Raw genomic sequence first — 21,790 nt, forward strand, 5'->3', positions numbered from 1 at the left:
CGGCCCACCGGCGGGGCACTGGCGGCCCTACCGGCCCACGCGCTCCGCGAAGACGTCGTACGCCGCCTTGTCGAAGAGGACGAAGCGGACCTCCTCGACGTCCGTGGCCGCCGCGCCGACCGTTTCCAGCGCGATCCGAGCGCCGTCGTCCATCGGCCAGCCGTACACGCCCGTGGAGATCGCCGGGAAGGCCACCGTACGGGCGCCCAGCTCGTCGGCCACCCGCAGCGACTCGCGGTAGCAGGAGGCGAGCAGCGCCGAGCGGTCTTCCTCGCGCGACCACACCGGGCCCACCGTGTGGATGACCCACCGCGCCGGGAGCCGGCCCGCCGTGGTCGCGACCGCCCGGCCCGTCGCCAGGCCCTTGCCGTACTGGGAGGCGCGCAGCGCCCGGCAGGCCTCCAGGATCTGCGGCCCGCCCCGCCGGTGGATGGCTCCGTCCACGCCCCCGCCGCCGAGCAGCGAGGAGTTCGCGGCGTTGACCACCGCGTCCGCCTCCTCGCCGGTGATGTCGCCGAGGACGAGGGTGATACGGGGCATCGGGGCTTCCTTCGCAGTCGTGTCGATCACGGGCACCCCACGCTAGTGCGCCCGGCCGTCCGACGGGGCGCCGTCCGAAACAGCGCCGGTCACTGGTGCCTCGGCTAGGGTGAATCGGAAGGAATCAGGCCCCCCGGGGTGAGGTCGGTGCATTGGACACTTACCAGTCGACGAGCGAGGTCCCGGATCAGCCGGTGGCGGCTGTCGGGTACGCGGGCGTGCTCCGCGAGCTGCTCCCGATCGCCCTGTGGCGGGAGGACGCCGAAGGGCGCGTCGTCGAGTGGTCGCTGGCCGCCCAGGACCTCCTCGGGCACCGCCCCGAGGACATCATCGGCCGCGTCGGCACCTCCGTACTCGTCCCCGAGGCCAACCAAGAGCTCGCCGACGACCTGACCCGGCGCGTGCAGGCGGGGGAGAGCGTCGTCGGCACCCTGCCCGTACGCCACCGCGACGGGCACCGGGTGCGGATGGAGATGTGGATCGTCCCGGCCACCGACCCGCAGGGGCGCACGGGAGCCCTGCTCATCGCCGTGGAGACCTCCGAGGTCCTCCACATGCGGGACTCCCTCGCCACCCTCCAGAGCCTGTTCACGCAGTCGCCCATCGGCCTCGCCACCCTCGGCCCCGACCTGCGCTTCCTGCGGGTCAACGACGCGCTCGCCCGGATGAACGGCGTCTCCGCCGCCGAACACCTCGGCAAACGCCTCACCGAGGTGGTGCCCGGCGTCAACGCCGTCGCGCTGGAGGCCACGATGCGGCAGGTCCTGGACCGGGGGACCCCCGTCGTCGACGTCCGCCGCACCGGCCGCACCCCCGCCGACCCCGACCACGACCGGACCTGGTCCTGCTCGTACGCCCCGCTGCTCGACGCCGCCGGGCGGCGGCTCGGCCTGATCGCCTCCCTCATCGACATCACCGAGGGCCAGCGGGCGCAGGCGGAGGCCGAGCGGGCGCAGCGCCGGTTCGCCCTGCTGGCCGAGGCGGGCACCCGCATCGGGACCACCCTGGACCTGCGGCAGACCGCCGAGGAGATCGTGGACGTGCTGGTGCCGCAGCTCGCGGACTCGGCCGACGTCCAGCTGCTGGAGGCGGTGCTCGACCCCGACGACAGCCTCGCGGCCGCCGCGGGCGCCGGCCGGGGCGTGCTGCGCCGGCTCGCGGCCGTGTTCCCCGACCCGGCCGCGCCCACCGCCAAGCTGGCCCCCGGGCAGACCTTCCAGATCCCGGTGGGCACGGTGTACGAGCGGGTCATCGCCGACGGCCTGCCCATGAACCTGTACGTCTCCGACATCCCGGCGCTGATCACCGACCCCCGCGCGGGCGCCCTGCGCGACTACCTCGCCACGCTCGGCTCGGCCCGGATGGTCCCGCTCGTGGCGCGCGGGCGGGTGCTCGGCGCGGTCGCCGTGACCCGGCTGCGCGAGCGGGAGCCCTTCGACGAGCAGGACTACGTCCTCATCGACGAGCTGGTGGCCCGCGCCGCGCTCAACATCGACAACGCCCGGCTGTACACCACCCAGCGGGCGGCGGCCCTCACCCTCCAGCGCAGCCTCACCAACAGCGCCCTGCCCAAGGTCACCGGCCTCGAACTGACCGGCCGCTACCTGCCCGCCAGCGAGCACGACGTCGGCGGCGACTGGTTCGACGTCATCCAGCTGCCCAGCGGCCGCACCGGACTGGTCATCGGCGACGTCATGGGCCACGGCATCCACGCGGCGGCCGTCATGGGCCAGCTGCGCACGGCGGTACGGACCCTCGCCCGCCACGACGTGCCGCCCGCGCAGATGCTGCGCTCCCTCGACGCCGTCGTCGCGGACCTGGGCGAGGACGAGATGGCCACCTGCGTCTACGCCGTCCACGACCCGGTGTCCGGCAGCTGCGTCATCGCCCGGGCCGGCCACCCGCCGCCCGCCGTCGTCACCGCCGACGGGGAGATCACCTTCCTCGACGGCCCGCCCGGGACCCCGCTCGGCACGGGCGGCCACCACTTCCGCACCGAGGAGGTGCGGCTGCCGCCCGGAAGCCTGCTCGCGCTGTACACCGACGGCCTGATCGAGGCCCGCGACCGGGACCTCGACGCGGGAATGGAACAGCTCGCGGCGGCGCTGCTGGAGTCCGGGCAGCCCCTGGAGACCCTGTGCGACGGCATCCTGGAACGGCTGCTGCCCGGCGCCCCGCAGGACGACGTGGCCGTGCTGCTGGCCCGCACGGTGGGCGTCCGCGCCCCGGGCACCCCCTGAGGAGCGCCCCGCTCACCAGGCCAGGTCCTCCAGGGCGTCCAGGTCCAGCGCGGTGGCCGCCGGATCCGAGCCCCCGGTCAGCGGGACCTCGGCCCAGATGACCTTGCCGCGCTCGGTGTAGCGGGTGCCCCACCGGTCCGCGTACTGCGCGACGAGGAACAGCCCGCGCCCGCCCTCGTCGGTGGTGGCCGCGTACCGCAGGTGCGGGGAGGTGCTGCTGCCGTCGGAGACCTCGCAGATCAGGGTGCGGTCCCGCAGCAGACGCACCCGGACCGGCGCGTTCCCGTACCGGATCGCGTTGGTGATGAGCTCGCTGAGGATGAGCTCGGTGGTGAAGGCGATGTCCTCCAGCCCCCACGCGGTGAGCTGCGCCGAGCCCGCGTTGCGCACCCGCGAGACCGCCGACGGGTCGCCGGGCACCTCCCACTCCGCGATCCGGTCCGGCTCCAGCCGCCGGGTGTCGGCGACCAGCAGGGCGATGTCGTCGCTCGGCGCCGGGAACAGCAGCGCAGCCAGCACGTCCGCGCACGCCTGGTCGGGGCTGCGGCCGGGCTGCTCCAGCGTCCGGCGCAGCAGCGCCTGACCGGTGTCGAAGTCCCGGTCGCGGTCCTCCAGCAGGCCGTCGGTGAACAGCACGAGCCGGCTCCGCTCCGGCAGCGACAGCTCGGCCTTCTCGAACGGCATCCCGCCCACCCCCAGCGGCAGCCCGGCGGGCAGCTCGGGGAACTCCACGCGCCCGTCCGGGTGCACCAGGGCGGGCCCCGGATGCCCGGCGCTGGCCATCGTGCAGCGCCCGGAGACCGGGTCGTAGACCGCGTACAGGCAGGTGGCGCCCGTGACACCGGACTGCTCCCCGCGGCCCTCGGCGCCGGCGGCACTCTCGTTCTGGTCGATCCGGTCGATCAGCTCGTCCAGGTGCCCCAGCAGCTCGTCCGGCGGCAGGTCCAGCGTGGAGAAGTTGTGCACCGCAGTGCGCAGCCGGCCCATCGTCGCCGCCGCGTGCACCCCGTGGCCGACGACGTCCCCGACGACCAGCGCCACCCGGGCGCCCGGCAGCGGGATCACGTCGAACCAGTCCCCGCCCACCCCGGCCTTCGCCGGCAGGTACCGGAACGCGACGTCCACGGCGCTCAGGTCCGGCAGCACCCGCGGCAGCAGGCTCCGCTGGAGCGCCACCGCGGTGGCGTGCTCGCGCGTGTAGCGGCGGGCGTTGTCGATGGAGACGGCGGCCCGCGCCCCCAGCTCCTCCGCGAACGAGAGGTCCTCCTCGTCGAAGGCCTCCGGGGTGTCCGCCCGCCAGAAGTTCGCCATTCCGAGGACCACCCCGCGCGCCTGGAGCGGTACGGAGATCAGCGAGTGCAGCCCGTAGTCCAGGGCGATCCGGGTGCCCTCGTGGTCCTGGGCCCGCCAGCCGAACGCCTCGTTCAGATCGGCCGCGAGCACCGCCCGCCCGGCGTCCAGCGCCGCCGACATCGGCGCGGTCGGCACCACGAACCGGATGACGTCGCCTACCGGCTGGAGCGGCTGGTCGGTGCGGATCCCGGTCATCGCCGCCCGGCGCATCTCCGTGTACACGCCGTTGGCGACCGAGGGCTCCTCGCCGTGCAGCACCGGCTCCAGCAGCTCCACGGTGACGAAGTCCGCGAACCGCGGCACCGCGACCTCCGACAGCTCCTCGGCGGTGCGCACCACGTCCAGGGTCGTCCCGATGCTCACCCCGGCCTCGTACAGCAGCTGGAGCCGGCCCCGGGCCACCTCGGCGCGGCCGGAGAGCGAGGCGAGCTCGGTGGTGTCGCGCAGGGTCATCACGCTGCCCGAGGGCATGCCCGCGTACTGCTTGGTGGGGCGTACGTTCACTGCGAGCAGCCTGTTGTTCGCCAGGTGGACCTCGTCCGTCGCGACCCGCCCGGACGCCAGCAGCGCGGCGGTGCGCGGGTCGAGCCCGAGTTCGCCGACGTGCCGCCCCTCGGCGTCCGCCGGCAGGTCCAGCAGCCTCCGCCCCTCGTCGTTGGCCAGCAGCAGCCGGCGTTCCGCGTCGATGATGAGCACGCCCTCGCGCACGGCGTGCAGGACCGCCTCGTGGTGCTCGTTCATCCGGGTCATCTCGGCCTCGCCGAGGCCCCGGGTCTGGCGCCGCAGCCGCCGGCTGACCAGGAAGGCGCCGCCGGTGCCGAGCACCAGCGCCCCGGCCGCGGCCCCGAGCAGCAGCGGCAGCTGCTTGCGGACCACGTCGGAGACGTTCTCGATCTCGATGCCGGTGCCGACCAGGCCGACGACGTTGCCGTTCTTGTCCTGGACGGGGACCACCGCGCGGACCGCGTCGCTCGGGGTGCCCTTGAACACCTCGGTGAAGGCCTCTCCGCGCACGGCCCGGGACAGGTCGCCGGTGGCGCGCCGGCCGATCAGGTTGGGCCGGGCGTCGGTGTAGCGGATCCCGTCGGTGGTCATGACGGCGATGAAGTCCACGCCGGAGCCCAGGCGGGCGGCCTCGGTGAGCGGCTGGAGCTCGGTGGTCGGATTGGGCGCCTTCAGCGCCTGCGGGAGGCCCGGGGCGTGCGCGAACGCCTCGGCGGCGGCGAGCGAGCGGTTGCGGGCGTCGCGCTCGCTGTTGAAGCGCGCTTGGTAGACGAGGGCCAGCGTGGCGGCGGCGATCAGCACGAGCACGATGACGGCCTGGAGGGCGAACACCTGACCGGCGACGCTGTGCGGCGCGCGTGACAGGCGAGCGGGCGGGAACGCCCGCTGCCCGGCCGACTTGGGGGGCGGTGATGCCGGTGATCCCCTCGGTCGGCCAAAACGTCCTGTCATGAGCCATTTCTAACACTGTCGGGGAGGTTAGGGGATGGCGTGCCGATCAGGCATCGCCCTGGTGGCAGGCGCCGGGGTGGCGGTGGCCGCCGCGCGGTACGCGCGCGGGCCGAGGCCGACGTACGCGGTGAAATGCTGGCGGAAGGTTACCTCGCTCGCGAACCCGGCCCGCCGGGCCACCTCGGTGACCGGGTGGTCGGTGCGCTCCAGGAGCCGGCGGGCCGCGTCGAGCCGGTGGTTCAGCAGCCACCGGTGCGGGGTGGTGCCGGTGGCGGCCGCGAAGTGCCGGGCGAAGCTGCGCGGCGACATCCCGGCCCAGCCGGCCAGGGTCGGCACGTCGAGCGGCTCGTGCAGCCGCAGCAGCGCCCGCTCCCGTACGGCGGCCAGGACCTCGGCGGTCCGGTCGGCGGCCGGGGTGGGCCGGTCCAGGTACTGGGCGTGGTCACCGGTGCGGAAGGGGCCCGTCACCATCGAGCGGGCGATCGCGGCGGCGGCCTCCGCGCCGTGGGCCTCGCGGACCAGGTGCAGGCAGAGGTCGATCCCGGAGGCCACCCCGGCGGAGGTCCACAGCCCGTCGTCCGCCACGTACAGCGGGGCGTCCTCCACGAGCACCCCGGGGTGGCGGGCGGCGAGCAGCGGGGCCAGCGACCAGTGCGTCACCGCCCGGCGGCCCTCCAGCAGCCCCGCCTCGGCGAGGACGAACGCCCCGGCGCACAGCGCGGCCACCGGCACCCCCCGGGCGTGCGCGCCGCGCAGGGCGGCGAGGACCGGCTCGGGCGTGGGGTCCGAGGGCTCGGCCAGCGCCGGTACGACGACCAGATCGGCCCCGGCGAGCCAGTCGAGCCCCCGGTCGGGCTCCAGCGTGAGCCCGCCGGGCAGCGCGATCGGCCCGCCGTCCAGGGCGCAGCGGCGCAGCTCGAAGGCCGGCACCCCGAGCCGTCGGCGGTCGGGGCCCCAGACCTCTGTGATCACGGCGAGGTCGAAGCTGCGGATCCCGGGCTGGACGACGATGGCGACGCGGTGCATGAGGCCAGTGTGCGCGGTCGGCGCCGATCCTGCCAGGCTGGCAGGATCCCATCGATCGCCGTCGCCGGAGCCGCTGTCGGGCAGCCCCCGCGCCGGACAGCATGAAGCCATGACGAACACCGGATTCCACCTCGCCGAGAACGCCGCCCTGCTGGTCATCGACGTACAGAAGGGCTTCGACGACCCCTCGTTCTGGGGGCCCCGCAACAACCCCGAGGCGGAGGCCAACATCGCCGCCCTCATGGACGCCTGGCAGGAGACCGGCCGGCCGCTGGTCCTCGTACGGCACTCCTCGCTGCGCCCCGGCTCCGTACTGGCGCCGGAGCACCCCGGCCACGCCTTCAAGGACTTCGTCGAGGAGCGGGCCGGGCGGGCGGTCCTGCTGGTCGACAAGACCGTCAACTCCTCCTTCTACGGCACCCCGGACCTGGCCGACTGGCTCACCGCCCGGGGCATCGGCCAGCTGGTGGTGGCCGGGATCCAGACCAACATGTGCGTCGAGACCACCGCCCGGATGGCCGGAAACCTGGGCTACGAGGTCCTCGTCCCGCTGGACGCCACCCACACCTTCGACCTGACGGCCGGCCCCGCGGGCCCCGCCCTGACCGCGGACCAACTGGCCACCGCCACCGCCGTCAACCTCCAGGGCGGCGGCTTCGCCCGCGTCGTCACCACGGCCGACCTGCTGGCCGCCGCCCCCGGCCCCGCAGGCGTCTGAGACGGCCGATCCCCGGCGCCACCCCCCGCCCGGCGCTAGGCTTGATGTCGGAAAACCGCCAGCCCCGGGGGGATCCGGCCGGGATCCTGGAGCCATGTACACCGACACCGACCGCTGCGTACGGGCCGTGCAGTCGAAGGACGCACGGTTCGACGGGTGGTTCTTCACCGCCGTGCGGACCACCGGGATCTACTGCCGGCCCAGCTGCCCCGCGGTGCCGCCCAAGGTCGAGAACATGACGTTCCTCCCCAGCGCCGCCGCCTGCCAGCAGGCCGGGTTCCGGGCCTGCAAGCGGTGCCGGCCCGACACCTCCCCCGGGTCCCCCGAGTGGAACGCCCGCGCCGACGCCGTCGCCCGGGCCATGCGGCTCATCCAGGACGGCGTCGTCGACCGCGAGGGCGTCCCCGGCCTGGCGGCGCGGCTGGGGTACTCCACCCGCCAGGTCGAGCGGCAGCTGAACGCCGAGCTCGGCGCCGGGCCCCTCGCCCTGGCCCGTGCGCAGCGCGCCCAGACCGCCCGGCTGCTCATCGAGACCTCCGGGCTCCCGATGGGAGACGTCGCCTTCGCCGCCGGGTTCTCCTCCATCCGCACCTTCAACGACACCGTCCGCGAGGTGTTCGCCCTCGCCCCCGGGGAGCTGCGCCAACGCGCCGCGAAGGCGCACCGGCACCAGCAGCCCCGGGTGCCCGGGACCATAGCGCTGCGGCTGCCCTACCGGGCCCCGCTCAACCCCGACAACCTCTTCGGGCACCTCGCCGCGACCGCCGTCCCCGGCGTCGAGGAGTGGCGGGCCGGCGCGTACCGCCGGACCCTGCGGCTCCCGTACGGCACGGGCGTCGTCGCGCTCACCCCGATGCCCGATCACATCGGCTGCCAGCTGGCCCTGACCGACCTGCGCGACCTGACCATCGCCATCAGCCGCTGCCGCTGGATGCTCGACCTGGACGCCGACCCGGAGGCGGTGGACGGGCAGCTGCGCTCCGATCCCCTGCTGGCCCCGCTCGTGGACAAGGCCCCCGGGCGCCGGGTTCCCCGTACCGTCGACGCGGCGGAGTTCGCCGTACGCGCCGTGCTCGGCCAGCAGGTGTCCACGGCCGCCGCCCGGACCCACGCGGCCCGGCTGGTCACCGCGTACGGCGAACCGGTGGCCGACCCCGACCCCGAGGGCGGGCTGACCCACCTGTTCCCCTCGCCGCAGGCGCTCGCCGCGCTGGACCCGCAGGCGCTGGCCCTGCCGCGCAGCCGCCGCGCCACGCTGACCACCCTGGTCACGGCGCTGGCCGACGGGTCACTGCCGCTCGGCATCGACAGCGACTGGGAGGACGCCCGCGCCCGGCTGAACGCCCTGCCGGGGTTCGGCCCGTGGACCACCGAGGTCATCGCGATGCGCGCGCTCGGCGACCCGGACGCGTTCCTGGCGTCCGACCTGGGTGTCCGCAAGGCCGCCAAGGAACTCGGACTGCCCTCCACCCCGGCCGCGCTGACGGCCCGGGCGGCGCTCTGGCGGCCCTGGCGCGCGTACGCCGTGCAGTACCTGTGGGCCACCGACGGCCACCCCATCAACCACCTGCCCGTCTGAGGAGTACGACCCGCCATGAACAGCACGCAGCACAAGCGGCACACCGTCGTCGACAGCCCCTACGGGCCGCTCACCCTGGTCGCCTCGGACGGCCTCCTGTGCGGCCTCTACATGACCGGCCAGCGCCACCGCCCGGCCGAGGAGTCCTTCGGCGAGCGGGTCGCGGCCACCGAGGAGCCGTTCCCGGAAGTGGTACGGCAGCTGGGCTCGTACTTCGCCGGCGAGCTGACCGAGTTCACCGTCCCCGTCCGGCTGGAGGGAACGCAGTTCCAGCGCAGCGTGTGGGAGCAGCTGGTGCGCATCCCGTACGGCGAGACCTGGTCGTACGGGGAGCTCGCGGCCAAGCTCGGCAAGCCGAACGCCTCGCGGGCGGTGGGCCTGGCCAACGGGAAGAACCCGGTCGGCATCATCGTCCCGTGCCACCGCGTGATCGGCGCCTCGGGCGGCATGACCGGCTACGGCGGCGGCATCGACCGCAAGGTCCGGCTGCTGGAGTTCGAGGCCGCCGGCCGGGCCTGAGGGCCCGGCCGGGCCGGGCGGCCAGACCGCCTAGACCACCATCAGCGGCACCAGCAGGGCGAACCCCGCGCCGGCCTCCACCGCGTACGCGTACAGCGACGGGTGCTGGACCGGCGCGGCGAGCAGGACCAGGCTCTGCTGCGTGGTGGCGGCCTTCACCCAGTCCTCGTCGGCGCCGAGGTTGCCCTCGTACCAGCCTTCGCAGGCACCGGGGCCGGTGACGGCGAGGAAGTCGTCCTCGCGGCGGTACAGGGCCCGCCAGCCGGGGGCCGGCGCGGACCAGCCGTCGAAGTCGTTGAACTGGGCCCAGCCGCCCTCGCGGATGGCGGTGTCGAAGAGCCAGACCGGCATGCCCTCCGGGGTGACCTCACCGCCAGCCTGTTCTTCGGTCGTGAAGTGGACCATGGGCAGGGCGTCGGGCCCGTCGGCGGTGCTGGGCCAGGCGTACATGGTGATCATGTGCTGATTCTGTCCTGCTCTCGATGTGTGCCGTACAGCCGGGCCTACGTGTGGGCGGGGCGGCCGTTCTCCAGTTCCGCGGTGCCCTCGCCGGACTTCAGGACCCGGTACGCCTGCGCGGTGCGCAGGCCGAGCGCCCCCGGCAGGTAGGCGGTGAGCTCGGCGGGCTCGACCATCCGCCAGGAGATCAGTTCCTCGTCCTGGAGCTTGATGGCGGCGAGCTGCGCCTCGTCCAGTACGCCGCCGTCGTAGACGTACGCGACCAGCGGCGGGCGGGCGCTGCCGAGCACCCAGTCGACGGCGAGGAGCCGGCCGAGGGGGAGGTCGAGGCCGATCTCCTCGGCGCTCTCGCGGCGGGCCGCCGTACGGGGGGACTCGCCCTGGTCGGACTCGATCGTGCCGCCCGGCAGGGCCCAGCCCTCGCGGTAGTTGGGCTCGACGAGCAGCACCCGGCCCGCGGCGTCGAGGTAGAGCGCGGCGGCGCCGGCCAGCACCCGGGGCAGGCTCGCGATGTACGTGGCGTAGTCATCCGTGGTGGTCACTCCGCAACCCTACCCAGGCGGGCCTGACGGCTTCCGGCCGCGGGGTGCCCGGGCCTGCTCGGTGAGGGCGTCGCCGACCATCGCCTTGACCGCGTCGCGCATGCCGTGCAGCGGGTGGTGGCGGGCCGGGCCGGCGCCGGGGTCCTGGCGCAGTTCGCTGACCAGCGCCCAGCACAGCAGCAGCATGACGATGACGAAGGGCAGCGCGACCAGGATGGTGGCGGTCTGGAGGGACTTCAGGCCGCCGGCGACCAGGAGCACGGCGGCCACCGCGGCCATCAGGATGCCCCAGGTGACGACGAGCCAGGTGGGCGGGTTCAGGGAGCCGCGGCTGGTGAGCGAGCCCATGACGAGCGAGGCCGAGTCGGCGCTGGTGACGAAGTAGGTCATGACCAGGGCCATGGCCACGTACGAGGTGACGGTGCCCAGCGGGAGCGCGTCGAGCATCGCGAAGAGCGAGGCCTCGGCGCCGTCCTTGACCTTGACGGCGAGGTCGGCGACGCCGGTGGAGTCGAGGCGGATGGCGGTGCCACCCATGACGCAGAACCACACCACGGTGGCACCGCTGGGGACCAGCAGGACGCCGATCAGGAACTCGCGGATGGTGCGACCGTGGGAGATGCGGGCGATGAAGGTGCCGACGAAGGGGGCCCAGGAGAGCCACCAGGCCCAGTAGAAGATCGTCCACGCACCGAGCCAGGCGCTGTCGGTGAAGGCGCCGGTACGGGTGGCCATGGGCAGCAGTTCGTGCAGGTAGCTGCCGACGCTCGCCGGGATCACGTCGAGGATGTAGACGGTCGGGCCGAGCAGGAAGACGAAGAGCGCGAGGGCGCCGGCGAGCACGATGTTGACGGTGCTGAGCCATTTGACGCCCTTGTGGAGGCCGGAGAAGGCCGAGAGCACGAAGGCGGCGGAGAGCGAGGCGATGATGATCAGCTCGACGGCCGTGGAGTCCTCGACCCCGGCGGTGATGCTGAGGCCCTCGGTGACCTGGAGCGCGCCGAGGCCGAGGCTGGTGGCGGTGCCGAAGACGGTCGCGAAGACGGCGAGCAGGTCGACGGCCCTGCCGGGCCAGCCGTCGGCCCGCTCCTGGCCCATCAGCGGGACGAAGGCGGAGCTGAGGCGGTTGCCGCGGCCCTTGCGGAACGTCGCGTAGGCGAGGGCGAGGCCGGCGATGCCGTAGATGGCCCAGGGGGTCAGGGTCCAGTGGAAGAAGGAGTAGTCGAGGGCCGCCTGGGCCGCGGCCCCGGTGCCGGGGGCGGCCCCGGAGGCGGGCGGCGGGTTCAGGTAGTGGGTGAGGGGCTCGCCGACCCCGTAGAACATCAGGCCGATGCCCATGCCGGCGCTGAACATCATCGCGATCCACGCGAGGTTGGTGAACTCGGGCTCGGAGTCGTCGGCGCCGAGCCGGATCCGGCCGAAGCGGCTGATGGCGAGGACGACGCACATGACGAGGAACACGTCGGCGGCGATCACGAACAGCCAGGCGAAGTTGTCGAGCACCCAGGCGAGGGCGGCGGCGGACGCGGTGTCGAAGGAGCCCTTGGCGAGCGCGGCCCAGGCGACGACGGCGAGTACGGCGATCACTCCGATGGCGACGACGCTGCGGTCGGGGGCGCCGTCACCCGGGGGTTCGGGAGGCGGCTGGTCCAGTGATTCCGTACTCATGCGGCCACACTATGCAGGCGTATATCCCGATTTAGGGGCATGGCGCGCCGGGTGTGACCCGGGCCACGCATGGGCATAGGAGGATCCTCCGGATAGGCTCATGGTGGCGCGACTGCACTGTTCGATAGCAAGGGATTAGCAAGGTGACGGACGGAGCAGTAACTGAGACCGCGCGCGTGCTCATCGCCGCGGACAAATTCAAGGGCTCGCTCACGGCCGTTCAGGTCGCGGAGCGGGTGACGGCCGGGCTCCGCCGGGCCGTACCGGGCGTGGAGATCGAGACCCTCCCCGTTGCGGACGGCGGCGACGGTACGGTCGCGGCCGCCGTCGCGGCCGGGTTCGAGCGCCGGGAGGTCCGGGTCACCGGGCCGCTCGGCGACCAGGTGACGGCGGCGTTCGCGCTGCGCGACGGCACCGCGGTGGTCGAGATGGCGGAGGCCTCCGGGCTCCAGCTGCTGCCGGCGGGCGTCTTCGCCCCGCTGACGGCGACCACGTACGGCTCCGGCGAGCTGCTGAAGGCCGCGCTGGACGCGGGTGCGCGCTCGATCGTGTTCGGCGTGGGCGGCAGCGCCACCACCGACGGCGGCGCGGGGATGCTGGCCGCGCTCGGAGCGGTGTTCCTGGACGGGTCGGGCGAGCCGGTCGGTCCGGGCGGCGGCGCGCTGGCCGGGCTGGCGTCGGCGGACCTGTCCGGGGTCGACCCGCGCTTCGCGGAGGTCGAGTTCGTCCTGGCGAGCGACGTGGACAACCCGCTGACGGGCCCGAAGGGCGCGCCGGCGGTCTACGGCCCGCAGAAGGGGGCGTCGCCGCAGGACGTGGCGACGCTGGACGCGGCGCTCGCGCACTTCGCGGTGGTGCTGGAGAAGGCGATCGGTCCGAAGGCCACCGAGCTGGCGGCGTCCCCGGGCGCGGGCGGCGCGGGCGGCATCGGCTACGGTGCGCTGCTGCTCGGCGCCTCGTTCCGCCCCGGCATCGAGCTGATGCTGGACGTGCTGGGCTTCGCGCCGGCGCTGGAGCGGGCCACGCTGGTGATCACCGGTGAGGGGTCGCTGGACGAGCAGACCCTGCACGGCAAGGCCCCGGCCGGTGTCGCGGCCGCGGCGCGGGCGGCGGGCAAGGAGGTCGTCGCGGTGTGCGGGCGGCTCCTCCTCCAGCCGGAGGCGCTCCGGGCGGCGGGCATCCGCCGGGCGTACCCGCTGACCGAGATCGAGCCGGACCCGGCGAAGTGCATCGCGAACGCGGGCCCACTGCTGGAACGCGTCGCGGCCAACATCGCCGCCGACATCCTCTGACCCCACCCGAGGCCCGGCCCCCCAGGGACAGCCGGGCCTCACCCATCCCCTGCCGTGCCCCCGGCAGGCTCTTGCCGCGGCCCGGAGGCCCCTGCCGGGGCCTCCGCGACCGCACGGCCCCCCGCGGCCCACGGGCCTGTACCAGGCCGAAGGGCCGGCGCCGGCCCGCATGGTTCCTGCCCGGTCCCCGGGTACGTCAGTGCCCCGGCACGCGAAAAGGCCCCCGTTGCCTCTACGGCAGCGGGGGCCCTTTCCAAGCAGCGGCCGGCGTTAAGGCAGCTGGGCTGCCCGCGCCTCGCGGCGGTTGTGGCGGAACGTGTTCGCGCGGCGCGTCGTCGCGAACAGCGGGATCGTCGCCGCCAGGGCGATCTGCAGCGCGCAGCCCGTCTGGAGCAGCAGCTGGCCGCCCGGCGCGTCGAACGCCCAGGCCGCGAGCAGCCCCATGGCCCCGACGATCCAGCTCAGCATCGCCACCGCGAGGACACCCCGCGGCTTCGGGTACTCGACCCGGCTCACCATCAGCCACGCGACGCCGATGATCGCCAGCAGGGTCGGGATGAACTTCAGCTCCAGCAGCACGATCGAGACGACCGTCAGCGCGCCGAAGGGGCTCGGCATGCCCTGGAACATGCCGTCCTTCATCGTCACGCAGCTGAATCTCGCGAGGCGCAGGACTACCGCCAGCAAGACCACGATCGCCGCCAGTGCCGACATCTTCTGGTGCGCGTCGTCGGCGACCATGCCGTAGACCAGCACGAAGTACGCCGGCGCCAGACCGAAGCTGATCAGGTCGGACAGGTTGTCCAGCTCCGCGCCCATCGGCGAGCTGCGCAGCTTCCGGGCGACGATGCCGTCGAAGAGGTCGAAGACCGCCGCGAGCAGCATCAGTATCACCGCGGTCGCCGCGCTGTGCCGGGCCATGCCCGACTCGCCGCTGCCGGTGAGGTGCGGGATGAGGATCCCGGTGGTGGTGAAGTACACCGCCATGAATCCGCAGGTGGCGTTACCGAGGGTGAGCGTGTCCGCTATCGACAGCCGCAGCGACAGCGGCATGTCGTCCTCGGGCGACTCCTCCTCGGCGGGCTCGGGAACCCAGCCCTTCGAGGGGGTCGAGGGCGTGGCGGGAGTCTCAGGGTCAGTCACGGTCAATTCGGGTCACCCCCGCGGTGGTGGCCTGTCCGACCTCGACCGCGACCTCGACACCCTCGGGGAGGTAGATGTCGACGCGGGAGCCGAAGCGGATCAGACCGATGCGTTCGCCCTGCTCCACCTTGGTGCCGGCCGGCAGGTAGGGGACGATGCGTCGCGCGACGGCGCCGGCGATCTGCACCATCTCGATGTCACCGAGCTCGGTGTCGAAGTGCCAGACAACGCGCTCGTTGTTCTCGCTCTCCTTGTTGAACGCCGGGACGAACCCGCCGGGGATGTGCTCCACGGACGTCACCGTGCCGGCCAGGGGCGCGCGGTTGACGTGGACGTTCAGAGGGCTCATGAAGATCGCGACGCGCGTGCGCCCGTCCTTCCACGGCATGATGCTCTGCACCACACCGTCGGCGGGCGAGATGACACGGCCCTGGGTGATCTCACGCTCGGGGTCGCGGAAGAACCACAGCATGCCCGCCGCGAGAGCGGTGGCGGGCACGGCCGCCGCGGCCCAGCGTCCGGACTTGCGGGCCCGGGTGAGGCTGAGCGCCGCGGTGGCGACGGTCGGCAGGAGCCACGGCGATGCTCCGCGTGCGAGACGTCCGTTCAGGAAGCCGACGCGAGGTGCAGAGGTTTGGCTGTGGGGCATGGATGACCTTCGTAGCGGGTGATTGCCGCGCCGCAAACGGGGGGACGGGACGGCGGCTTTACTGGAATGCTATCGGTTGCACGCAACAACTGGGCAAGCCAGAAGCCGAGTCGATGGCCGTCAGCCAGTGACTGCTAGTGACTCTTTTGCGACGAATCTCGGAAAGATTCGCCGCAAAAGGTACATTCAGCCCTGGAGTCGGTACTCCTCGAGCAGGCGTCGCCCAATGATCATTTTCTGGATCTCGGCGGTACCTTCACCGATCAGCAGCATCGGGGCCTCCCGGTACAGGCGCTCGATCTCGTACTCCTTCGAGAATCCGTAGCCGCCGTGGATGCGGAAGGCGTCCTCCACCACCTCCTTGCAGTACTCGGAGGCGAGGTACTTCGCCATCCCTGCTTCGAGGTCGTTTCGTTCCCCGGAGTCCTTTTTGCGTGCTGCATTGACCATCATCGCATGGGCGGCTTCGACCTTGGTAGCCATCTCGGCCAGCTTGAACTGGATGGCCTGGTGCTCGGCGATCGCCTTGCCGAAAGTGTGACGTTGCTGGGCATAGGAGACACCGAGCTCGAAAGCACGCTGAGCGACACCACAGCCACGGGCCGCCACGTTGACGCGGCCGACCTCGACGCCGTCCATCATTTGGTAAAACCCTCGGCCGGTCTGGCCTCCGAGGACCCGATTGGCCGGAATGCGCAGTCCGTCCATGATGAGCTCGGTCGTGTCGACGCCCTTGTAGCCCATCTTGTCGATCTTGCCCGGGATGGTCAGACCCGGACGGACCTCACCGAAGCCCGGCTCCTTCTCGACGAGGAAGGTCGTCATCGACTTGTGGGGCGCCGTGCCCTCGGGGTGTCCTTCGTCACTTCGGACCAGGACGGCCACCAGGGTCGAGGATCCGCCGTTCGTCAGCCACATCTTCTGGCCGTTCAGGACGTACTCGTCGCCGTCCTTCACCGCCTTGGACGTGATGGCCGACACGTCCGAGCCCAGCCCCGGCTCGGACATGGAGAACGCGCCGCGCACCTCGCCGAGCGCCATGCGCGGGAGGAAGTGGTCCTTCTGCTCCTGCGTGCCGTGCTGCTTGAGCATGTACGCCACGATGAAGTGGGTGTTGATGATGCCCGAGACGGACATCCAGCCACGCGCTATCTCCTCGACGCACAGGGCGTAGGTGAGCAGCGACTCACCCAGGCCGCCGTACTCCTCCGGAATCATCAGGCCGAAGAGGCCGAGTTCCTTGAGGCCGTCGACGATCTGCTGCGGGTACTCGTCGCGGTGTTCGAGCTCGGTCGCGACCGGGATGATCTCCTTGTCGACGAACTCCCGGACGGTCTTGAGGATCTCCCGCTGGACGTCGGTGAGCCCGGCGGTCTGGGCGAGTCGGGCCATGGCTACTTCCCCTGTTCCTTCAGCTGCGGGCGGCCGGGCTGCTCGCCGCCGCGCTCCTTGATGTACGTCTCGGTCGGGACCATCACCTTGCGCCGGAAGACGCAGACGAGGGTGCCGTCCTGCTTGTAGCCCTTGGTCTCCACGTAGACGATGCCGCGGTCGTTCTTCGACTTCGACGGCGTCTTGTCGAGGACCGTGGTCTCGCCGTAGATGGTGTCGCCGTGGAAGGTCGGCGCCACGTGCCGCAGGGACTCGATCTCCAGGTTGGCGATGGCCTTCCCGGAGACGTCCGGCACCGACATGCCCAGCAGCAGGGAGTAGATGTAGTTGCCCACGACCACGTTCTTGCCGAAGTCGGTGGTGTTCTCCGCGTAGTTGCTGTCCATGTGGAGCGGGTGGTGGTTCATGGTCAGCAGACAGAAGAGGTGGTCGTCGTACTCGGTGACCGTCTTTCCGGGCCAGTGCTTGTAGACCGCCCCGACCTCGAACTCTTCGTACGTGCGTCCGAACTGCATGGGGATCAGGCCTCCGGGATCTCGAACTTGGTGGTGCGCTGCATCCCGGCCGCGCGGCCCTTGCCCGCGATGACCAGGGCCATCTTGCGGCTGGCCTCGTCGATCATCTCGTCGCCGAGCATCGCCGAGCCCTTCTTGCCGCCGGCCTCGGAGGTGCACCAGTCGTACGCGTCGAGGATCAGCTCGGAGTGGTCGTAGTCCTCCTGCGAGGGGGAGAAGACCTCGTTGGCCGCGTCGACCTGGCCCGGGTGCAGCACCCACTTGCCGTCGAAGCCCAGCGCCGCCGCCCGGCCCGCCACCTCGCGGTACGCGTCCACGTCGCGGATCTGGAGGAAGGGGCCGTCGATCGCCTGGAGGTTGTGCGTGCGGGCCGCCATCAGGATCCGCATCAGGATGTAGTGGTAGGCGTCCGCCGGGTAGCCGGGCGGCTGCATGCCCACGACCAGGGACTTCATGTTGATGGAGGCCATGAAGTCGGCCGGGCCGAAGATGATGGTCTCCAGTCGCGGCGAGGCGGCCGCGATCTCGTCGACGTTGACCAGGCCCTTGGCGTTCTCGATCTGCGCCTCGATGCCGATCTTGCCGACCTCGAAGCCCATGGTCTTCTCGATCTGCGTCAGCAGCAGGTCCAGCGCCACGACCTGCTGGGCGTCCTGGACCTTCGGCAGCATGATGCAGTCGAGGTTCTGGCCGGCGCCCTCGACGACCGTGATGACGTCGCGGTACGTCCAGTGGGTGGTCCAGTCGTTGACGCGCACGACCCGGGTCTTGCCGGTCCAGTCGCCGTTGTTCAGCGCGTCCACGATCGTGTGGCGGGCGCCTTCCTTGGCGAGCGGGGCGCAGGCGTCCTCCAGGTCGAGGAAGACCTGGTCGGCCGGCAGACCCTGGGCCTTCTCCAGGAACCGCGGGTTCGAGCCCGGAACCGCGAGGCAGGAGCGGCGCGGCCGCAGCCGGTTCACGGGAGACGTGGGCGTGGTCATGCGGGGACCTCCAGAGGGTCGAGCTTGTTCGCTTTCCGGATCTCGTCGACGATACGGCCGATGATCTCCGTGATACCGAAGTCCTTGGGTGTGAAGACGGCGGCGACTCCGGCCGCCTTGAGGGCGATGGCGTCGGCGTTCGGAATGATGCCGCCCAGGACGACGGGTATGTCACCCGCCCCCGCCGCGCGGAGGCGTTCCAGCACGTCCGGAACGAGCGCGCTGTGCGATCCGGACAGGATGGACAGTCCCACGCAGTGGACGTCCTCGGCCAGCGCCGCCGAGGAGATCTCCTCGGGCGTCAGCCGGATGCCCTGGTAGACCACCTCGAATCCGGCGTCCCGGGCCCGGACGGCGATCTGCTCGGCGCCGTTGGAGTGCCCGTCCAGGCCCGGCTTGCCGACCAGCAGCCGCAGCCGGCCGGAGCCCAGGTCCTGCGCGGTACGGGAGACCTTCGCGCGGACCAGGGCCATCGGCGTGCCCTCCTCCGCGGTGACGGCCACCGGGGCCGAGGAGACGCCGGTCGGGGCGCGGAACTCGCCGAACACCTCGCGCAGGGCGCTCGCCCACTCGCCGGTGGTGACACCGGCCCGGGCGCACTCCAGGGTGGCCTCCATCAGGTTCTCGGTCCCGGCAGCGGCCTCCTTCAGCCGGTCCAGGGCCTGCATGACCGTCGGGAAGACGAACGGGTCGCCGCCCCCCTGCCGCTCCGAGGACTCCTGCCGCTCGGCGCGCCAGCGGACGATGCGCTCCACGGTCAGCGCCTCGACGGCCGGGTCGACCGTCATGATGGCGCCGTCCAGGTCGGCGGTGAGGGGGTTCTCCTCGGTCTGCTGGAAGCAGTTGACGCCGACGATCTTGTCTTCGCCGGCCTCGATCCGGGCGCGCCGCTCGGCGTGCGAGGAGACCAGCTGGGACTTCAGGTACCCGGACTCGACGGCGGCCATCGCGCCGCCCATCTCCTGGATCCGGTCGATCTCGGCCAGGCAGTCGGCGACCAGGGAGTCGACTTTGGCCTCGATGACGTGGGATCCGGCGAAGATGTCCTCGTACTCCAGCAGGTCGCTCTCGTGCGCCAGGACCTGCTGGATGCGCAGCGACCACTGCTGGTCCCAGGGCCGGGGCAGGCCCAGCGCCTCGTTCCAGGCCGGCAGCTGCACGGCGCGGGCGCGGGCGTCCTTGGAGAGGGTGACCGCCAGCATCTCCAGGACGATGCGCTGGACGTTGTTCTCCGGCTGCGCCTCGGTCAGGCCCAGGGAGTTGACCTGGACGCCGTACCGGAAGCGGCGCTGCTTGTCGTTCTCGATGCCGTAGCGCTCGCGGGTGACCTTGTCCCAGATGCGGCCGAAGGCGCGCATCTTGCACATCTCCTCGATGAAGCGGACGCCCGCGTTCACGAAGAACGAGATGCGGGCGACCACTTCGCCGAACCGCTCCTCGGGCACCTGGCCCGAGTCGCGCACGGAGTCGAGCACGGCGATCGCGGTCGACATCGCGTACGAGATCTCCTGGACCGGGGTGGCCCCGGCCTCCTGGAGGTGGTACGAGCAGATGTTGATCGGGTTCCACTTCGGGATGTGGTTGACCGTGTACGCGATCATGTCCGTCGTCAGGCGGAGCGAGGGCCCGGGCGGGAAGACGTGCGTCCCGCGCGAGAGGTACTCCTTGACGATGTCGTTCTGCGTGGTGCCCTGGAGCTGGGCGATGTCCGCGCCCTGCTCCTCGGCGGCCACCTGGTAGAGCGCCAGCAGCCACATGGCGGTGGCGTTGATCGTCATCGAGGTGTTCATCTGCTCCAGGGGGATGTCCTGGAACAGCCGCCGCATGTCGCCCAGATGGGAGACCGGGACCCCGACCCGGCCGACCTCGCCGCGGGCGAGGATGTGGTCGGGGTCGTAGCCGGTCTGCGTCGGCAGGTCGAACGCGACCGACAGGCCGGTCTGGCCCTTGGCGAGGTTGCGGCGGTACAGCTCGTTGGACGCCTCGGCCGTGGAGTGGCCGGCGTACGTCCGCATGAGCCACGGACGGTCTTTCTGGCGCTCTGTCATCTCAGGCGATCCTTATGGCCTTTGAGCCGACTCAGATGTTCCGGAAGCGGTTGATCGCGTCGAGGTGCGTCGCGCGCATCTCGTGGTCGCGCACGCCCAGGCCCTCCTCGGGCGCCAGCGCGAGGACGCCGACCTTGCCCTGGTGGAGGTTGCGGTGGACGTCGTACGCGGCCTGGCCGGTCTCCTCCAGGGAGTAGACCTTCGAGAGGGTGGGGTGGATCTTGCCCTTGGAGATCAGGCGGTTGGCCTCCCACGCCTCGCGGTAGTTCGCGAAGTGGGAGCCGATGATCCGCTTGAGCGACATCCACAGGTAGCGGTTGTCGTACTCGTGCATGTAGCCGGAGGTCGAGGCACAGGTGGTGATCGTGCCGCCCTTGCGGGTGACGTAGACGCTCGCGCCGAAGGTCTCGCGGCCGGGGTGCTCGAAGACGATGTCGATGTCCTCGCCGCCGGTCAGCTCGCGGATGCGCTTGCCGAAGCGCTTCCACTCCTTGGGGTCCTGGGTGTGCTCGTCCTTCCAGAACTTGTAGCCCTCGGCGTTGCGGTCGATGACCGCGGTCGCGCCCATGGCCCGGCAGATGTCCGCCTTCTCGGGGCTGGAGACGACACAGATCGGGTTGGCGCCGCCGGCCAGCGCGAACTGCGTGGCGTACGAGCCGAGGCCTCCGCTCGCGCCCCAGATCAGGACGTTGTCGCCCTGCTTCATGCCGGCGCCGTTGCGGGAGACCAGCTGGCGGTACGCGGTGGAGTTGACCAGGCCGGGGGAGGCGGCCTCCTCCCAGCTCAGGTGGCCGGGCTTCGGCATCAGCTGGTTGGACTTGACCAGGGCGATCTCCGCCAGGCCGCCGAAGTTGGTCTCGAAGCCCCAGATGCGCTGCTCGGGGTCGAGCATCGTGTCGTTGTGGCCGTCCGAGGACTCCAGCTCGACCGAGAGGCAGTGGGCGACGACCTCGTCGCCGGGCTTCCAGGAGTTCACGCCGGGGCCGGTGCGCAGCACGACGCCCGCGAGGTCGGAGCCGATGATGTGGTATGGGAGGTCGTGGCGCTTGGTGAGCTCCGACAGGCGCCCGTAGCGCTCCAGGAAGCTGAACGTGGAGACCGGCTCGAAGATCGAGGTCCACACGGAGTTGTAGTTGACCGAGGAGGCCATGACGGCCACCAGGGCCTCGCCCGGGCCGAGTTCGGGGACCGGGACCTGGTCGAGGTGCAGGGACTTGCGCGGGTCCTTCTCACGGGTGGTGAGCCCGGCGAACATCTCCGTCTCGTCCTTGTGCACGGTGATCGCGCGGTACGAGTCGGGGAGCGGCAGGGCCGCGAAGTCGGCGGCCGTAGCGGCCTGCGACTGGATCGCGTCCAGGATGTCCTTCACGGTGTGCCTCCGGCGAGCGCTGAGGGTGCGCTGAGGGATACGCGGGTGCGTTCGGTTCGATTGGTGTGGTGCTGCGCGGTGCCGTCGGTTCGGCGGAGCTGTGGAGCGGGCCACGCCTGTGGTGGGGCGGTGCCGGGGCCTGGTGACGCAGGCATCCGGGGCGCGTCCCACCGCCGGGTGGGCGGGGGTCGCGGGGACGTCCGGACGAGATTCAACGTATGGCACCCCGTGTCACCCGGCAAGGCACCGCGTGCCAAAACTTTCTCTCATTTGCCTATTGACCTGCGCAGATGAGCGATGATC

Annotated in this window: 18 protein-coding genes; 5 read left to right on the plus strand and 13 right to left on the minus strand. The window is 71.9% G+C overall.

The window, feature by feature from the left end; translation table 11 throughout:
• Window positions 1–27: 27 nt before the first annotated feature.
• The gene (locus tag OG982_RS24855) at window positions 28–540 is read right to left on the minus strand and encodes an O-acetyl-ADP-ribose deacetylase (protein WP_266783020.1); all 513 of its coding nucleotides are present in this window, start codon (window positions 538–540) and stop codon (window positions 28–30) included.
• A gap of 152 nt (window positions 541–692) precedes the next feature.
• Between OG982_RS24855 and OG982_RS24860 the strand changes: the two genes are divergently transcribed.
• Complete coding sequence (locus tag OG982_RS24860; protein WP_266783018.1) at window positions 693–2,780, plus strand: SpoIIE family protein phosphatase; 2,088 nt, start codon at window positions 693–695, stop codon at window positions 2,778–2,780.
• Window positions 2,781–2,792: 12 nt separating this feature from the next.
• Here the strand turns inward: OG982_RS24860 and OG982_RS24865 are convergent, their stop codons facing one another.
• Window positions 2,793–5,588 carry a SpoIIE family protein phosphatase gene (locus tag OG982_RS24865; RefSeq protein WP_266783016.1) on the minus strand — a complete coding sequence of 932 codons (2,796 nt, stop codon included), beginning with the start codon at window positions 5,586–5,588 and terminating at the stop codon, window positions 2,793–2,795.
• 27 nt (window positions 5,589–5,615) lie between these two features.
• Window positions 5,616–6,614: a GlxA family transcriptional regulator gene (locus OG982_RS24870; RefSeq protein ID WP_266783014.1), complete on the minus strand. Its 999-nt coding sequence runs from the start codon at window positions 6,612–6,614 to the stop codon at window positions 5,616–5,618.
• Between the two features lie 109 nt (window positions 6,615–6,723).
• On the opposite strand from OG982_RS24870, the gene OG982_RS24875 reads away from it, so the two are divergent.
• The 3 genes from OG982_RS24875 to OG982_RS24885 all read left to right on the plus strand — a co-directional run bounded on the left by OG982_RS24875 (window position 6,724) and on the right by OG982_RS24885 (window position 9,430).
• Window positions 6,724–7,332 (plus strand): cysteine hydrolase family protein, encoded by a 609-nt coding sequence (locus tag OG982_RS24875; RefSeq protein ID WP_266783012.1) that lies wholly within the window; start codon window positions 6,724–6,726, stop codon window positions 7,330–7,332.
• Between the two features lie 94 nt (window positions 7,333–7,426).
• Window positions 7,427–8,911: an AlkA N-terminal domain-containing protein gene (locus OG982_RS24880; protein WP_266783010.1), complete on the plus strand. Its 1,485-nt coding sequence runs from the start codon at window positions 7,427–7,429 to the stop codon at window positions 8,909–8,911.
• A gap of 15 nt (window positions 8,912–8,926) precedes the next feature.
• A complete protein-coding gene (locus OG982_RS24885) occupies window positions 8,927–9,430 on the plus strand; it encodes a methylated-DNA--[protein]-cysteine S-methyltransferase (RefSeq protein ID WP_266783008.1) in 504 nt (167 codons plus the stop codon).
• A gap of 30 nt (window positions 9,431–9,460) precedes the next feature.
• Here the strand turns inward: OG982_RS24885 and OG982_RS24890 are convergent, their stop codons facing one another.
• Genes OG982_RS24890 through OG982_RS24900 form a run of 3 tightly spaced genes read right to left on the minus strand, consistent with a single transcriptional unit; the run spans window position 9,461 to window position 12,099 of the window.
• Entirely contained in the window at window positions 9,461–9,889 is a 429-nt protein-coding gene (locus OG982_RS24890) for a hypothetical protein (protein WP_266783006.1), read from the minus strand.
• Window positions 9,890–9,933: 44 nt separating this feature from the next.
• A complete protein-coding gene (locus tag OG982_RS24895; protein ID WP_266783004.1) occupies window positions 9,934–10,431 on the minus strand; it encodes an NUDIX hydrolase in 498 nt (165 codons plus the stop codon).
• A gap of 9 nt (window positions 10,432–10,440) precedes the next feature.
• Window positions 10,441–12,099: a BCCT family transporter gene (locus OG982_RS24900; protein ID WP_266783002.1), complete on the minus strand. Its 1,659-nt coding sequence runs from the start codon at window positions 12,097–12,099 to the stop codon at window positions 10,441–10,443.
• Between the two features lie 143 nt (window positions 12,100–12,242).
• On the opposite strand from OG982_RS24900, the gene OG982_RS24905 reads away from it, so the two are divergent.
• On the plus strand, window positions 12,243–13,391 hold the full coding sequence (locus OG982_RS24905; RefSeq protein WP_266783000.1) for a glycerate kinase: 1,149 nt from the start codon (window positions 12,243–12,245) through the stop codon (window positions 13,389–13,391).
• A 270-nt stretch (window positions 13,392–13,661) separates the two neighbouring features.
• Here OG982_RS24905 and pssA read toward each other — a convergent pair whose 3' ends face one another.
• The 7 genes from pssA to ccrA all read right to left on the minus strand — a co-directional run bounded on the left by pssA (window position 13,662) and on the right by ccrA (window position 21,487).
• A complete protein-coding gene (gene pssA, locus OG982_RS24910) occupies window positions 13,662–14,444 on the minus strand; it encodes a CDP-diacylglycerol--serine O-phosphatidyltransferase (protein WP_266791729.1) in 783 nt (260 codons plus the stop codon).
• A gap of 82 nt (window positions 14,445–14,526) precedes the next feature.
• A complete protein-coding gene (locus tag OG982_RS24915) occupies window positions 14,527–15,183 on the minus strand; it encodes a phosphatidylserine decarboxylase (RefSeq protein ID WP_008737909.1) in 657 nt (218 codons plus the stop codon).
• Window positions 15,184–15,369: 186 nt separating this feature from the next.
• Window positions 15,370–16,575 carry an acyl-CoA dehydrogenase family protein gene (locus OG982_RS24920; RefSeq protein ID WP_030868030.1) on the minus strand — a complete coding sequence of 402 codons (1,206 nt, stop codon included), beginning with the start codon at window positions 16,573–16,575 and terminating at the stop codon, window positions 15,370–15,372.
• A 2-nt stretch (window positions 16,576–16,577) separates the two neighbouring features.
• On the minus strand, window positions 16,578–17,090 hold the full coding sequence (locus OG982_RS24925; RefSeq protein WP_030155134.1) for a MaoC family dehydratase: 513 nt from the start codon (window positions 17,088–17,090) through the stop codon (window positions 16,578–16,580).
• Between the two features lie 5 nt (window positions 17,091–17,095).
• A complete protein-coding gene (locus OG982_RS24930; RefSeq protein WP_266782997.1) occupies window positions 17,096–18,070 on the minus strand; it encodes a CoA ester lyase in 975 nt (324 codons plus the stop codon).
• Entirely contained in the window at window positions 18,067–20,118 is a 2,052-nt protein-coding gene (locus OG982_RS24935; protein WP_266782995.1) for a protein meaA, read from the minus strand. Before OG982_RS24935 ends, OG982_RS24930 begins: the two co-directional genes overlap by 4 nt.
• 31 nt (window positions 20,119–20,149) lie before the next feature.
• Window positions 20,150–21,487: a crotonyl-CoA carboxylase/reductase gene (gene ccrA / locus OG982_RS24940; RefSeq protein ID WP_266782993.1), complete on the minus strand. Its 1,338-nt coding sequence runs from the start codon at window positions 21,485–21,487 to the stop codon at window positions 20,150–20,152.
• Between the last annotated feature and the right edge of the window lie 303 nt (window positions 21,488–21,790).

The sequence above is a fragment of the Streptomyces sp. NBC_01551 genome (assembly GCF_026339935.1).
Classification (GTDB): Bacteria; Actinomycetota; Actinomycetes; order Streptomycetales; family Streptomycetaceae; genus Streptomyces.

Excerpts from the sequence above, each read along its gene's own strand:
- OG982_RS24855 (WP_266783020.1), bottom strand. The coding sequence starts at position 540 with ATGCCCCGTATCACCCTCGTCCTCGGCGACATCACCGGCGAGGAGGCG.
- OG982_RS24865 (WP_266783016.1), bottom strand. The coding sequence starts at position 5,588 with ATGACAGGACGTTTTGGCCGACCGAGGGGATCACCGGCATCACCGCCC.
- OG982_RS24870 (WP_266783014.1), bottom strand. The coding sequence starts at position 6,614 with ATGCACCGCGTCGCCATCGTCGTCCAGCCCGGGATCCGCAGCTTCGAC.
- OG982_RS24875 (WP_266783012.1), top strand. The coding sequence starts at position 6,724 with ATGACGAACACCGGATTCCACCTCGCCGAGAACGCCGCCCTGCTGGTC.
- OG982_RS24880 (WP_266783010.1), top strand. The coding sequence starts at position 7,427 with ATGTACACCGACACCGACCGCTGCGTACGGGCCGTGCAGTCGAAGGAC.
- OG982_RS24885 (WP_266783008.1), top strand. The coding sequence starts at position 8,927 with ATGAACAGCACGCAGCACAAGCGGCACACCGTCGTCGACAGCCCCTAC.
- OG982_RS24890 (WP_266783006.1), bottom strand. The coding sequence starts at position 9,889 with ATGATCACCATGTACGCCTGGCCCAGCACCGCCGACGGGCCCGACGCC.
- OG982_RS24900 (WP_266783002.1), bottom strand. The coding sequence starts at position 12,099 with ATGAGTACGGAATCACTGGACCAGCCGCCTCCCGAACCCCCGGGTGAC.
- pssA (WP_266791729.1), bottom strand. The coding sequence starts at position 14,444 with ATGCCGCTGTCGCTGCGGCTGTCGATAGCGGACACGCTCACCCTCGGT.
- OG982_RS24915 (WP_008737909.1), bottom strand. The coding sequence starts at position 15,183 with ATGCCCCACAGCCAAACCTCTGCACCTCGCGTCGGCTTCCTGAACGGA.
- OG982_RS24920 (WP_030868030.1), bottom strand. The coding sequence starts at position 16,575 with ATGGCCCGACTCGCCCAGACCGCCGGGCTCACCGACGTCCAGCGGGAG.
- OG982_RS24925 (WP_030155134.1), bottom strand. The coding sequence starts at position 17,090 with ATGCAGTTCGGACGCACGTACGAAGAGTTCGAGGTCGGGGCGGTCTAC.
- OG982_RS24930 (WP_266782997.1), bottom strand. The coding sequence starts at position 18,070 with ATGACCACGCCCACGTCTCCCGTGAACCGGCTGCGGCCGCGCCGCTCC.
- OG982_RS24935 (WP_266782995.1), bottom strand. The coding sequence starts at position 20,118 with ATGACAGAGCGCCAGAAAGACCGTCCGTGGCTCATGCGGACGTACGCC.